The sequence below is a fragment of the Arenibacter flavimaris genome, from assembly GCF_030291335.1.
Classification (GTDB): domain Bacteria; phylum Bacteroidota; class Bacteroidia; order Flavobacteriales; family Flavobacteriaceae; genus Arenibacter.
In genome coordinates, this window is the sequence record NZ_JASWIM010000041.1 from 12,636 (window position 1) to 26,787 (window position 14,152).

9 protein-coding genes are annotated in these 14,152 nt (G+C 39.0%); 6 read left to right on the forward strand and 3 right to left on the reverse strand.

Features of this window, described 5'->3' with window-relative positions; all coding sequences use genetic code 11:
• The first annotated feature begins 41 nt into the window (after positions 1-41).
• From QSE00_RS21890 to QSE00_RS21905, 4 genes are all read left to right on the forward strand, one after another.
• Positions 42-2,954 carry a glycoside hydrolase family 3 N-terminal domain-containing protein gene (locus QSE00_RS21890; protein WP_286107514.1) on the forward strand — a complete coding sequence of 971 codons (2,913 nt, stop codon included), beginning with the start codon at positions 42-44 and terminating at the stop codon, positions 2,952-2,954.
• 185 nt (positions 2,955-3,139) lie between these two features.
• A complete protein-coding gene (gene bshA, locus QSE00_RS21895; RefSeq protein WP_286107515.1) occupies positions 3,140-4,288 on the forward strand; it encodes an N-acetyl-alpha-D-glucosaminyl L-malate synthase BshA in 1,149 nt (382 codons plus the stop codon).
• Entirely contained in the window at positions 4,288-4,752 is a 465-nt protein-coding gene (locus QSE00_RS21900; RefSeq protein WP_110356005.1) for a hypothetical protein, read from the forward strand. Before bshA ends, QSE00_RS21900 begins: the two co-directional genes overlap by 1 nt.
• Before the next feature lie 288 nt (positions 4,753-5,040).
• Positions 5,041-6,210: an OmpA family protein gene (locus QSE00_RS21905; RefSeq protein WP_286107516.1), complete on the forward strand. Its 1,170-nt coding sequence runs from the start codon at positions 5,041-5,043 to the stop codon at positions 6,208-6,210.
• Positions 6,211-6,568: 358 nt separating this feature from the next.
• Here the strand turns inward: QSE00_RS21905 and QSE00_RS21910 are convergent, their stop codons facing one another.
• The 3 genes from QSE00_RS21910 to QSE00_RS21920 form a co-directional block, all read right to left on the reverse strand.
• On the reverse strand, positions 6,569-7,663 hold the full coding sequence (locus tag QSE00_RS21910) for a GNAT family N-acetyltransferase (RefSeq protein ID WP_110356003.1): 1,095 nt from the start codon (positions 7,661-7,663) through the stop codon (positions 6,569-6,571).
• Between the two features lie 812 nt (positions 7,664-8,475).
• On the reverse strand, positions 8,476-9,834 hold the full coding sequence (locus tag QSE00_RS21915; protein WP_286107517.1) for a hypothetical protein: 1,359 nt from the start codon (positions 9,832-9,834) through the stop codon (positions 8,476-8,478).
• Positions 9,835-9,868: 34 nt separating this feature from the next.
• Positions 9,869-10,441, reverse strand: coding sequence for a DUF7151 family protein (locus QSE00_RS21920; protein WP_146216298.1), 573 nt, complete (start codon positions 10,439-10,441; stop codon positions 9,869-9,871).
• A 459-nt stretch (positions 10,442-10,900) separates the two neighbouring features.
• Here QSE00_RS21920 and QSE00_RS21925 point away from each other — a divergent pair, with 459 nt between their 5' ends.
• Positions 10,901-12,730 carry a fibronectin type III domain-containing protein gene (locus QSE00_RS21925; protein ID WP_286107518.1) on the forward strand — a complete coding sequence of 610 codons (1,830 nt, stop codon included), beginning with the start codon at positions 10,901-10,903 and terminating at the stop codon, positions 12,728-12,730.
• 23 nt (positions 12,731-12,753) lie between these two features.
• Positions 12,754-14,127, forward strand: a complete 1,374-nt coding sequence (locus QSE00_RS21930) for a tyrosinase family protein (RefSeq protein ID WP_286107519.1) — start codon at positions 12,754-12,756, stop codon at positions 14,125-14,127.
• The last annotated feature ends 25 nt before the right edge of the window (positions 14,128-14,152 follow it).

Sequence of the window (14,152 nt, forward strand, 5' to 3'; positions counted from 1 at the left end):
ATTCAAATAATTCTTAGTTACCATCAGAGATGGATTTTTTTATGCGCATAATTTACCTAATATTACTATTTTCAATATCAATATACACTGTACAAGGTCAAATAAACCCTTTGGTTACCAAGGATACTTTGGTTCAACGTAACTGGGTAGAGACCACCTATGGTCAAATGTCCCTCGATGAAAAATTGGGACAGCTGTTCATGGTTATGGTTACTTCGGATCAGGATAAGGCCAGTACGGAAAAAACAAAAAAGTTGATCAAGGATCAACATATTGGGGGAGTTATTTTTTCCACGGGCGGTCCCGTTCGCCAGGCGCTATTGACCAATGAATTTCAAAAGAATGCGAAAGTTCCCCTCATGATAGGTATGGATGCGGAATGGGGTCTGGCCATGAGATTGGATTCTACCTATGCCTTCCCATGGAATATGACCTTGGGGGCCATAAAAGATAATTCCCTAGTGGAAAGGGTAGGAAACCGGATCGGCAAACACGCAAAAAGATTGGGAGTGCACATTAATTTTGCCCCTGATATCGATATCAATATTAATCCTCGTAATCCAATAATTGGGAATCGATCCTTTGGTGAGGACCGCGAAAACGTGGCCCAAAAAGGGATTTCCTTTATGAAGGGCATGGAAAAAGCGGGAGTATTATCTAGTGGGAAGCATTTTCCCGGACACGGGGATACAGCAGTGGATTCGCACAAAGCCTTACCGGTAATAGATTTCACAAGGGAGCGATTGGACAGTATAGAATTATATCCCTATAGAAAACTGATTAAGGAGGGACTAAGTAGTGTAATGGTTGCACATTTAAGTGTGCCGAGCCTGGAAATAAAAGAAGGTTACCCATCATCACTATCCGAACAGATTATTGGGGATGTATTACAGGAACAGCTTAACTTTAAGGGATTGGTATTCACCGATGCACTAAACATGAAGGGAGTATCCAATTTTGCCAAGGAAGGCGAGGTGGAGCTGTCCGCATTTTTGGCAGGGAACGATATCCTATTAATGCCTTTGGATGTTGCCAAAGCCAAGTCCAAACTTATGGAAGCCTATAATAAAGGAAGGATAACGGAAAATAGATTGGCTACTTCCGTGAAGAAAATACTAATGGCAAAGTACAAGGTGGGCCTTCACAATTATAGGCCCATAGATATCAAAAATCTATATGAAGATCTAAATTCCTTGGAGGATGATCTGCTTTACGAAGAGGCTATTGAGAATGCCATCACAGTGGTGAAAAATGACTTTTCCTTATTGGCGATCAAAAAGTTGGAAAACAAGAAAATTGCTTATGTGAAATTTGGGGATGCCGAAAGTGATCCTTTTCTAAAGGAATTGAATAAATATGCTACCGTAACACAGATCAACGCTAAGGATGTAGCGACCTTGAAGCAAAAGTTAAGTAATTACAATCTGGTAATCGTTGGTCTGCACAAGAGTAACGAAAGCCCTTGGAAGGCCTATAAATTTACCAAAAACGAACTCTCCTGGTTAGGGGAAATAGCAAGGGAACGTACTTCCAATCTTATATTGGCCGTATTTGCAAAACCCTATGCCCTTTTAGACGTGCCGATTTTTGAAAGTATAGACGCGGTGGTCGTTGGATACCAGAATAGTAAATTGGCCCAAGAAAAAACGGCGCAGGTGATCTTTGGAGCCCTTCCGGCCAAAGGGATTTTGCCTGTTAGCTCCCATGCCGACTTTCCAGTGAATACATCCATTCAGTTGGAATCTTTGAAGCGGTTGGGATATAGTTTTCCGGAAAGGGTGGGAATAAGTTCCAGCAAATTGGCAAGAGTGGATGAGATGGTTAAAAATGGAATCGACTCCTTAATGTTTCCTGGAGCACAGATTGTTGTTGCCAGAAAAGGAAAAGTTATTTACAACAAAGGGTTTGGAAAGCCCACCTATGATTCGAACGAAAAAATAACCCCGGACCATATTTATGATTTGGCTTCCATAACCAAGATATTGGCAACCTTGCCCATGGTAATGAAAATGGAGGAGGAGGGCAAAATTGCTTTGAATAATACCTTTGAGGAACTTATACCGGACTATTCCAATTCCGACTTAAAAAATGTCACCGTCCTTAAGGCACTGTCGCATTACGGTAGATTACCTGCTTGGATTGCCTTTTATATCGATACTTTGGATGACAAAAGAAAACCTTCCAGTGAATTTTACAGGCAGCAGCCGACCAGTGGTTATTCCCTAAAGGTGGCAGATCAATTGTACATTAAGGATGTTTATAAGGATTCCATCTATAATAGGATTGGTAGACAACACCTTAAGTCCAATAGATATCGATATAGCGATATAGCTTATTATGTAATGAAAAAGTATATTGAGGATACTTATAAAGAGCGGTTGGATAGCTTGGCCGAGGATTTTTTGTACAAGCCTATCGGTGCCACACATACCGGATTTAATCCATTGGATAAGTTTTTAAAGAGAGATATAGTACCCTCTGAAGAAGATAATTATTATAGGTACCAGACCGTACAGGGCTATGTTCATGACATGGGGGCGGCTATGCAGGGGGGAGTAGGCGGTCATGCCGGACTATTTAGTAATGCCAATGATGTTGCTAAAATTATGCAGATGTACCTGCAAAATGGTTATTATGGGGGCCAACAATTTTTGGAGGCCAGAACAGTGAAGAAATTTAATACCTGCTACTTCTGTGATCAAAATGTGAGGCGTGGAATAGGTTTTGACAAACCGGAAGTTCGTGGTGGGGGACCGGCCTGTAGTTTGGTTTCCAGAAAAAGTTTTGGACATAGCGGGTTTACAGGAACCTACACTTGGGCCGATCCTGAAAAGGATTTGGTATATGTTTTTTTATCCAATAGAACTTACCCCTCGGCTTCCAATACATTGTTGGTCAAATCTGGGTTGAGAACGCGGATTCAGAAGGCCATTTATGAAGCGATAATAAATTAAATCTTTACTTTGTAAAAGTATTGACTGGGGTTAAGGAATATCAAGTACTTATTTTGTTTAAAGCGATTTGAAATTTTATTCCTATTTAACCGACTAAGACTTTTTTGGAGTGCCAGCAACACTTGGATCCATGGGGTCTATCAGTGTTTGACTGGTGATTTCTAAATTGAATTAAAAATAAATAAATGAAAATAGCTATAGTATGTTACCCAACTTTTGGAGGTAGTGGGGTGGTGGCAACAGAATTGGGAATTGCCTTGGCAAATAGGGGACACGAAGTTCATTTTATTACGTATCGCCAACCAGTGCGCCTAGAGTTGCTGAGCAATAAGATCTACTTTCATGAGGTACATGTGCCCGAGTATCCCTTGTTTCATTATCAGCCCTATGAATTGGCCCTTTCCAGTAAATTGGTTGATACTATTAAGTTGTTTGGCATTGAATTATTACATGTGCATTATGCTATTCCGCACGCCTATGCCGGTTATATGGCCAAGAAGATGTTGGAGGAGGAAGGGATTTATGTACCTATGGTTACTACCCTGCACGGTACGGATATAACCTTGGTGGGAAAGCATCCTTTTTATAGACCTGCAGTTAACTTTAGTATTAATCAATCCAATGTGGTTACCTCTGTATCCCAAGACCTCAAGGACAGTACTCTTGAGTTGTTCGATATAAAAAAGGAAATTGAGGTTATCCCGAATTTTATAGATAAAAGAAAGTACAGTATGCACTTCACGGACTGTCAGCGTTCCTTGATGGCCTCTGAAGAAGAAAGAATTATAACCCACATAAGTAATTTTAGGAAGGTAAAGCGTATTCCAGATGTGATCCATATTTTTAATAAGATTCAAAAACAAATACCCGCCAAGTTGATTATGGTAGGGGAGGGGCCTGAAAAAGAAGGGGCTGAACGTTTATGTGAGGAACTCGGGTTGACCAATAAGGTTATCTTTTTGGGGAATAGCAATGAAATAGATAGGATATTGTGTTTTTCGGATCTCTTCCTTCTGCCGTCTCAAACGGAGAGTTTTGGATTGGCCGCTTTGGAAGCCATGATCAATAGGGTAGCGGTAATTTCCAGTAATGCGGGTGGTATTCCTGAAGTGAACAAACAGGGGGTTACGGGTTATTTAAGTGATGTTGGTAATGTGGATGAGATGGCTTTGAATGCACTGAAGATTTTAAGTAACGATGAGACCCTGGAAAGATTTAAATCCAATGCTGCCAAAGCGGCTATGGATTTTGATATCTTGAAGGTATTGCCACTGTATGAAGCAATATATGAAAAAGCCTTTTTGGCAAGGCACGAAAGTTTGCAGCAGAATTAATGCGATCAATACTACTGTTCTTATGTCTTTTGGGAACTTCCTGTTCTGGGCAAAAAGCTGTGCCTAAGGATAAGGATGATAGTTCCTTGAAAAATACGATAAAACTCCAATTGGTGTTGGAGGATAATTACAGTGGAGTGCAACAACCAGGATTTCAAGTTGTAAGGGATGTAAAGACATTGAGGAATTTTTTTGCCCAGATTAACAAGACCAGAAAACCTGGCCTACCCGTTCCGCAGGTAGATTTCAACAAGGAACAACTCTTGATATACTGTGCAGGAACAATCATTGGTGTTGGAGGAGCAGAATTGTACGTTATTGAGGAATCACAAAATAATATTGCGGTTGGACCAATGGCACGAACGCCTTCCAGCAAGAAAGCATCTGAGGTTGCCACCACACCCTTTAGCATTTATAAAATGCCCCTGACCCCTAAAGAAATTAGTTTCAGGAAAATGAAATAGGGTTGGGCATCTTGGCCGGTAATAAAAACCCTAAACAGGCTCAATTCTAGATTTACTTAGGAATCCTGGAGGTATCTATATCCTACCTTTGAAATGATAGGCCTATTTCGTCGGTTAAAATACCGTTTTCTTGGACGAAAAATTTTTGCGATTTTGAATTTTTGAATTGATGATTTGTAGGAAACCGCTTAACGATTTTTAAGGCTTTTTGTAGAATTTAAATGGTGTCCATTTAACATTGCCATAGCTTTGGACAAAGATTTTAAAGAATCCCAAAATTACAATGTTATGAAAACCTATGTGTTTGCTATTACCTTTTTATGTGCTATTTCCTATAATTTTAGTAGCGCCCAAGAATTACAACTTACCGCCAAGGACAGTGTTGTTGCCAGTTCATGGGTCTTAGGAGTGGGCTACAATATTGTAGACGACTCGGCTACACCATTTGGCGATGATTTTTTAAGTATAAAGGATACTTGGAATGCACTTCCTTATCCATCCTCTATCAGTATTGGTAGATTTTTTAAAAATGGACTGGGTATCAAGGCCATTGGTTCTTACAATAAATATGATGTAGGTAAGAAGGTAGATGGAGCAATTAATACTGTTGAAAGGGATTACTATGCTATTGATGGTATGGTAAGCTATGACCTTAATAAGATTATTGGTGAAACGGGCTGGTTCGATCCATTTCTACAAGTGGGTGCAGGCTATAGTGATATAGGTTCCGTGGGTAGAGCAACGGCCAACGCTGGCTTTGGATTTAATACCTGGTTCAATGATCGTTGGGGCTTAAACTTTAATACCATGGGCAAATGGGGAATTGAGGAGGGTTCTACCAAACAGTTGCAACATTCCGCTGGTGTGGTATATAGGTTTGGTATAGAAAAGGAATTGTCCAAAAAAGGACTGGAGAAGTTGGCGTTGATCGAAGAAAACCAAAGGGTATCCGATTCTATAGCTGCCGCTAAAAAGGCAGAGGAAGAGGCAAGGCTTATGGCCGAACGTTTGGCACAAGAAAAGGAAAAAGCACGACTGGCAGCTGAAGAACAGGCTAGATTGGATGCAGAGAACAGAAGAAGGACAGAATTGGAAAATAAAATTAAGGATTTGGGCAATGTTTACTTTAGTCTAAACTCTTCATACTTGAGCAAGCCGTACAAGGAATTATTGGATAGGTTGGCCATGTTAATGGAAGAAAATCCAACTATGACCTTAAAGGTAGGAGCACATGCCGATTCCCGAGGAGCTGAGAAATATAACCAATGGCTATCTGAAAAGCGTGTGAAACAGACCTTGGATTATTTGATAGCTAAGAAAGGTATAGATGCCGCAAGGTTAACTGGAGATGGCTTTGGAGAAACCCAATTGACAAACGAATGTGATAACAATACCTACTGTCCTGAATCTAAACATAAACTAAACAGAAGATCGGAGTTTGAGGTAGTATCATTTTAAACTCAAAGAATACTTATAAGAAAAATGCCAATTGCGTTAGCAATGGGCATTTTTTATAGGGAGCAGTTTTTCAAAATGAAATAGTTTCAAACTGTATAGTAATTCTTTCCGAACCCAGGGAGGGGAAGGATAATTTAAATCATATTGAATCAATAAAATATAATATAATCTATGGCAATACCCATTTGCAGATACGCCTATTTAGGGCCAGTGTGTTTTTATATATTAGGGCATCACTTTGATATAAGGGTCCTATAAATAATTTGTAAGCACAGACTCGTTAATTATGGGGTTGAAGATTATGTAAGTGGAGTAATAATTTGGTATTGGAAACCCTTTTTGATGGTCCAGGTCACATTTAGCAGATTTGATTACACCTGTATAGAGGAAAATAATTTCCAAAAGTACAACCTACACAATATGGGTTGTTGGATACTAAAATGTTATACCCCTCCTTGTCAATTATTTTTCTGCCGGTATAAAATATAGTGTCTTCATCCAAAGGGAAGAAATCCTTTTTGTAATGGTATAGGCTATCATTGTTTTCTCTTCCTCCTCCTAGAAAATAATAAGTAAACCCTTTTTCCCTTGCCCATTTAAGTACTTCCAATTTTAGGAAATCATTTGGGCGCGTATCAAAGTATTTGTCGTCCGTACCTCCCAAAAATGAATTTATGGTAGTGTCCGATAAGAGAAGTAGCTCCGCAGAAATAGGGGTTTTATCCTTATAAACTATTATTATGGCACAGGTTGAAGGGTTATTGAAAATGAGATCCTTGAAATATTTCAAATCATAGAAATACAAAGAACTTGCCTTTGTACGTTTCATAGTACGGGTATAAATATCGTGAAATTGTTCTATGACTTCAGCATTAATATTATCGTGGTAAATGATACTGGTCAGACCGGACTTAACCGATTTTCTGTAATTGTTTCTAACCTTGGGTTTAAAGTTGTTCCACTGTTCTTCGGCTGGAAGTATTTTGCCCCGGACGTTATTCAAGGTAGGTTTAATTTGCCCCGTATAATGTATCCAGTTCTTTTGCATGTTGAATCTGATAAATTCAGAGACTACCTTGTTTTCTTTATACCATATATCAACTTCTTGCCAGAATATAGAAGGAATATCACTGTCAATGTTATCGGCGTATAACGGCCCGCTATAGCCATATGGTGAGCTTATATCACTATAACCAGTTTCGTTCCCTTCAAAAATGACTTTTCTAAACCAAAAAGGCATAAGCACCACAGGAGTATTGTTTTTCATCAAAACAAAATACTTTAACTCTTCATGCTCGTTTTTGCTAGACAACAACAATTCTATGTTGTACATTGGATTTTTCGGAAATTGCTTTAATAGGGACTTATACTTTTCAAGGTTACTTTGGGTCGTAAGAGGATAGACCTGAAGAGCCAAATTTTTTATGACAGTCTCAAATAGTACTACAGCCATACAATAGGGGGGTTATTATGTTCAATTTACGAAAAAAAGAGTTTTTGCACAAATTTCATAGTACTTAAATGTGCTGGTCTATATTTAACGCATAAAAACTTTGATAAGTCTATTAACGCCAATTAATTATCCCATTAAGTTTTTAATACTTTGATTTCCATAATAATGAAATCGAAAAAACTTGCTTTATGTGCAAAATCAATACGGTAACATGTAATTATTTCTTAATCTATTTATAAGGTTATATTGGTAATAAATAGAGGTTGCCATTTCAAAGTTGTGACGAATCCTGTAACTATCCTTTAAATATTATAATCCCACAACCATATAGCAGTACTATTGATTTGTATTTTTTTTGATTGGAATGAATCGCATTACAGATAAAGATACCAAAAAATAGAGTCGATATTTGTTAAGAGTCGATAATTTTTTTGAATCTTCAAATATTGAAACCACTTGTCCCTTAGCCCTTTTTTGGAGTAGTTTTTATCGGTTCTTTTCCATTAAATATGATTCTAACGATATATAATGAACCCTTGTCTTTAAGTAGGGAAAGTACCGATACATGAAATTAAGGGTTTAAATAAAACACTTGTTGGGTTCGGGTTTACCATAATATTGGTTCTTCCGTTCCAGCACGTTCAAAGTGGAAACTCGTTTTTTAGAAGAGAATTGGGTATAAGGTTGCTTTTTGAATTAAATGGATGCAACCAACTATTTTTTTGTTTCCCGTAATAAATAAAATAGACATGACTCCTCCTAATGTGAGATTCGGTTAGGTATCCAATACTTGTGGAGTATTTATCTTTCTTTTATTGTTTTTTTTCCAATTCACTGATTCTGGGCTCCAATTGCAACAGTAGTGTTTTGTATTCCTTGATAAGTTCGGTGTTGAAAGACTTTAGTTCCTCTATTTCCTTTTGTTGTTGAATGGTATACAAGGTAAGTTCTTCAATTTTTTGAAGTAATTTAGAGCTTATATTTCCCAATTCCACACCTTTGTCCCCGACTTCAACGGCACTTGGAATATTTTCCAAATGGCCATTTTCTTCTATGAAACTTTCAACTTTCTTTAAAGAGGGAAGTTCGTAGCTATTTGTAAAAACAAAATCTGGCCAACCACTGCTTTGCAATTTAACTGTAACCCCTTCGGTGATGACATCCCCTGCAATGGCCAATTGATACCCGTTAGGGACACTTACGGTGCCTATACCTACTCCTCCTGTATTGTACAAAATATCGGAACCCGAGGTGGTCCATACCGAACTTGGTAGAGCAGCTCCATTGATCAATACATTGGTAGCGTTGATGGTTCCATCAACATCCAATTTGTAATCGGGACTTGAGGTGCCTATTCCTACATTGTCATTTATAATATAGGTATTGGATCCGTTCACTGTCCATGGGGAACTGGGCAAAAGAGCTCCATTGACTCTCAGTTCACTGGCATTTATAGTACCTGTAACATCCAGTTCAAAATTAGGATTATTGTTGCCTATCCCAACATTACCGTTATTGTAGAAAGTTTCATTGCCTGCAACGGACCAAGGTGAACTAGGAATTGCAGCCCCATTGATCAATAGATTTGTAGCATTTACAGTGCCTGCAACATCCAGTGCAAAATTAGGTGTGTTGGTCCCGATTCCAACACGGCCGGCGTTATAGAATGCGCTTGTACCATTAAGGGACCATGGAGAACCGGGAAGCGGCGCCCCATTGACCAATAAATTTGTAGCATTTATAGTGCCTGCAACATCCAGTTCAAAATTAGGTGTGTTGGTCCCGATTCCAACCCGGCCGGCATTATAAAATGCGTTTGTACCATTAAGGGACCATGTTGAACCGGGAAGTGGCGCGCCATTGATCAATAAATTGGTAGCGTTTACGGTTCCGGCAACATCCAAGGCATAACCTGGATTGTTTGTCCCTATGCCTACCCTGCCAGAATTGTAAAATGTATTTGCACCGTTAAGACTCCATGGGGAGCTTATAAACTCTGTTCCGTTTACAAAAATTTCAGAAGCACTAAAAGAACCAACCACTTCAAGGCTATAATTTGGTGACAGTGTGCCAATGCCTACATTTCCCGAAGCTGGGTAGTAGTTTCCTTGGCTATATCCGAAAAGGATGGAAAAGAATGCTGCTATGAGTGCAATGTGTGTTTTTTTCATGATTGTGTTATTGTAAAAACCGATCCTAACAGGATTATTCATATTGTCTTAATTCAAAGGATAAATTGGTGAAATTATCCATAAATGCATTTATGCCGTTTTGTAACTCTATTCTTACCTGGTTGTCCCCAATTATTTCCCCCCTTACCCCTGTATGGGTTGTTGGAGTGGTGTAGAAAATAACGGTTTTTCCTATGGTTATTGTTTTGTCAAGTGTGCCCACATATTTACCCTGGGATTCCCTGACCCAATCAATGTTTAATTCCAAAGTATTTTCCAGAACGTTCGAACTTGGATTTTCAGTTCCTGATTGACTAAGTAATGTAACATAGGACTGATAATTAAAATCAGCATTGTCCCCATTACACAAATATTCCGTACTGCTTACTTCATTGGTGTCCAAAGTACCATTGTCATTGATATCCAAACCCGATTGAACACTGAATCCCCCATTGGAACAATTCGCTCCTGGCTGTTCTACAAGTGTTTTGATCAGTCCATTGTATCCATTGCTTCCGTCGGCGCCATCAATACCGTTGGTGCCGTTAAGACCGTCTGTGCCATCTTCAGGACTGCAACCAGTAAATCCGGTAAAAAGAATCAGCATAAATACAAATTTGAAAAACCTAGTGTTGCGCATATTTAAAAAAAATAAGGTATAACATTGATTAAAGGCCTAAAGTTACAAATAGGGACTGTTAATTTGGCGAACTTTAGCCAAAAGAATGTATATAATCGACAAAAGTAATGTATTATCCATTGTAGGAATATGGGTTTACATTTTTATTGAAAGGAAAAGCATGTGATTTTAATATTTTTAAAGGACATGCATTGCCCCATCTATACCTATAATATATCTATTCTTAATTTGACATTTTAAATACAACCTTTTTTAATCGTTTAAACTTCACTTTATTTCGAGGGTTTGGAAGTTTTTTTTTGCCATTTATACCCATTTAAGTGCAGTTCATAGATTATTCTTTTAACAAGGCTTGATTTATTATAATTTTAACAAAAATTTCCTCCCAAAAGGTCATATTATTTTAAACTGTTTATAGATAAATTTATGGAATCAAAAAAATTACTTTTTTTACTATTGTTTTTTCTTAGCGTAGGTTTAGTAGCACAGGACTTACATACACAAGCAAATGCTGTTTCGGTGGCAAATGAATCCAATAGTACTGCTGGTTGGTCGGGACAGGCTACCTTAACAGTGGACGGGACTGATACCCAATCCGGAAACTTCTCCTTTGTGGTAGTTTCAACGGCCAATGGTGGTCGAACCTTGGATTATAATTTTGACGCGGTTGTTGGACAGGATTATACGATTAGAATTTGGGCTAAATTTGGTCCTCGCGTCAATAATAATACTACGGGAGCCTTTGCCGTTTGGTCGGGACTTTCCGGATTTGAAACGACACCTATTGTTGGCACTGAATGGTCCGAATATGTGTTTAATGTTACGGCTACTTCTGCCAACCCAATGATTAGAATATATACTAGTAATTATGCATCCAGGTTTACCGCGGGCAATACTATTTTAGTAGATAATGTATCCATACTTCCTGCCGGTGCCGTAGTTGATGATCAAAGTCCAACAGCTCCATCAAATTTAACGGCTAATGGTACCACCACTACTTCAACCAACCTGTCATGGAACGCTTCGACGGACAATGTTGGGGTTACAGAGTATTCCATATTGGAAGGAGGGAACGTTATTGGTACTACCACTGGAGCTACTACATTTAACGTAGAGGGACTCGACCAGAATACGTCCTATGCGTTTACGGTAACCGCAAGGGATGCTGCAGGTAATGTATCCGCAGCCAGTAATACCGCCAATGTAACCACGCTGACCGCAGTAGACAATCAGGCACCTACGGCACCAACAAATCTGGCAGCAACAGGAACTACAACCACTACAACCACCCTATCATGGACTGCCTCGACAGACAATGTAGGGGTAACTGAGTATTCCATTTTGGAAGGAGGAAATCTTGTTGGTACTACCAGTGGAGCTAATACATTTAACGTAGAGGGGCTCACCCAGAATACGTCCTATGCATTTACGGTAACGGCTAGGGATGCTGCAGGAAATGTGTCCGCCGCCAGTAACACGGCCAACGTAACTACTTTGGAGGCAACTGATAATCAATCACCTACGGCTCCAACAAATTTAGAGGCCAATGGTACTACCACTAATTCGACGAATTTGACTTGGACGGCTTCAACGGATAATGTAGGGGTTGCGCAATATACTATTTTACAAGATGGGAATAATGTGGGTACTACCGATGGGGAAACGATATTTAATGTAACGGGACTTGCGCAAAATACTTCATATGCCTTTACGGTAATTGCCAGGGATGCTGCTGGAAATGTATCCGCAGCTAGTAATACGGCCAATGTTACAACCATAGATGGTGGTGGGGAGATAGATTATACTTCTGCCAATTCCAACCTCGAAACAGTTGATTGGACAGCCAGGGATTTGTTTGCGAATAGAAATGTGGGTATTGGAACAACTAATACCCAAGGATATCGACTTGCAGTGGCGGGCAGCGTGGTCGCCGAGGAAGTGAATGTGAAATTACAGGTCAACTGGCCCGATTATGTTTTTGAAAAAACCTACAATCTGCCTTCACTTCAAGAAGTGGAAGATCATATTTTGGAGCAGGGGTATTTGTTGAACATGCCTAGTGCTTCTGAAGTTGAGGAAAATGGTATTGAAATAGGACAAATGAATGCTAAATTGTTGAGGAAGATCGAAGAGCTTACCTTGTATACCATTCAACAAGAAAAGAAAATAAAATTACTTGAAGAGGAAAATAGAAGGATTGACTCATTAGCCCAAAAATTGGAGAAATTGGAAGAGGTTATAAAGGAAAATAAATAAAATAGGTCTTAGCACATCAATATATGAAACACATTTACAGGATTTTAATTTTTTTATGCTTCGCCAATACAGTATTTGCGCAAAGTATTCGAAAGAATTATCAGGAAATGACGGATTATGAAAAAACAGAGTTGGTCAATGCCTTTTATGCGTTGAGGGATGGGACACGTCCGGATTTATTTGTTGATTTGGCGGATTTTCATAGTGACTTTTTTAATTTCGATAATACCATCGATCCAACAAGAAGGGATTTACACTTTAACCTTCCAGATGAACCGAGCCGGGAAATATTTTTGGCATGGCATAGACGCCAAATGTTTGAAATGGAACAAGCTGTACAGGACATAAATCCTAAAATTAGTTTGGCATGGTGGAATACTTCCACTGATCAATCCACGACTTCTCCCTTGTGGGATCAGGAGTTACTGGGGAGTTTTAACGCCAACTGGAGTTTGAATAGAAATCTAGGGGGCAATGGGCCTTTGCCAACACCTTTGGATGTGACCAATCTCTACGCTATGACGAATTTCTTCGAGTTTTCCAACGAACTGGAAAGAAGGCCGGTGCATAGAGGAGCGCACGTATGGACTGGTGGGGCTATGCCTACACCTTTGTCGCCAAGGGATCCGGTATTCTATTTCCACCATACTTTTGTGGATTGGGTTTGGTATAATTGGGAAGAAATGCATCAAAACTCTTCTTTTGAGACCACTTCTATGCTCCGATATGATGGAACCTATTCTTTTGGAGGGCAAACCTTACCTTTGGTAAACCCCAATGACATTACGGATACGAGGTCATTAGGTGTGTTTTACGGATCTAATGGACTTGCTCCTTTAAATAACTATATTGTAAGCAACACCTATAGGGCCGAAGAAATTTTTTATTATCAGTATGTTATTGAAGCAGGAAACAATTTTATAGTGCCCAATGGTACTACTTGCAGGATAGAATCCGTAAACGAGGTTAGGTTGCTGCCAGGTTTTGAAGCAGCATCTGGCTCTAATTTTGTGGCAACTATTGATCAAGTAAATAACAATTTGGCAGGAAAATCAAGAAAGGGTGAAGTAGCCAGGCTTAAGAAGCCATATGACTACGATGCCAATATAAACACTCCTATAGTCTGGGAAGAAGATAATAAGGACGATTCTCCTGTTATTATTCAGGCCTATCCTAATCCTTTTACAGAAAAAATCACCATTAACCTTAATAAAAACACCAATTGTAGTGTAGAGGTTTATAATATGATGGGGATGTTGATCAGGCAGGAGACTTTTCAAAATACCGATAATATAATTATTAATAAGTTATACGGTCTTTCTGCTGGGTTCTATGTGATCAAGGTTGTAGATGCCAATGGGGACATTCTATTGGCTAAAAGGGTTGTTAAGTTATAATAAGAGCGTTTTAACATAAAAAAAG